This window comes from Streptomyces beijiangensis (assembly GCF_017315755.1).
Taxonomy (GTDB): Bacteria; Actinomycetota; Actinomycetes; order Streptomycetales; family Streptomycetaceae; genus Streptomyces; species Streptomyces beijiangensis.
Genome location: NZ_JAFLRJ010000779.1, coordinates 1 through 402, shown reverse-complemented (window position 1 = coordinate 402; position 402 = coordinate 1). Strand labels below are relative to the sequence as shown.

At 75.1% G+C, this 402-nt stretch carries 2 pseudogenes; both read right to left on the bottom strand.

Going from position 1 to position 402, the window contains the following annotated elements:
- Positions 1-241 (bottom strand): annotated as a pseudogene (locus J0695_RS39035) (winged helix DNA-binding protein); the annotation flags it as partial.
- 66 nt (positions 242-307) lie between these two features.
- Positions 308-402, bottom strand: a pseudogene (locus J0695_RS44640) (TOBE domain-containing protein); the annotation flags it as partial.

Sequence of the window (402 nt, the reverse complement as noted above, 5' to 3'; positions counted from 1 at the left end):
GGGCGGCCGGCCGCTCCATCAGTGCGGCGGTGCGTGCCAGCGTCTCGCGCTCCTCGCGGGTGAGTTCGGCCTCGATGGCCTGCGCGGGCCAGCCGCCCCTGCGCCCGCGCTCCGCTTCGGGCGCGGCCCGCCCCGCGTCGGAGAGCTCGACCAGGGACTTGCGGCCGTCCGTGGGGTGCGCCCGGCGGGAGATCAGGCCCTGTTCCATGAGCAGCCCGACCGCGCGGGCCATCGAGGCCGAACTCACCGGCGAGGAGCGCGAGACGCTGGCACGCACCGCCGCACTGATGGAGCGGCTGGCCGCCCGCTAGCGGACGGTGGCGAGAGAGATCTCGGTCGACTTGATCAGCGCGACGACCGAGGAGCCGGAGGCGAGCTTCAGGTCGGCGACGGCGTCCTTGG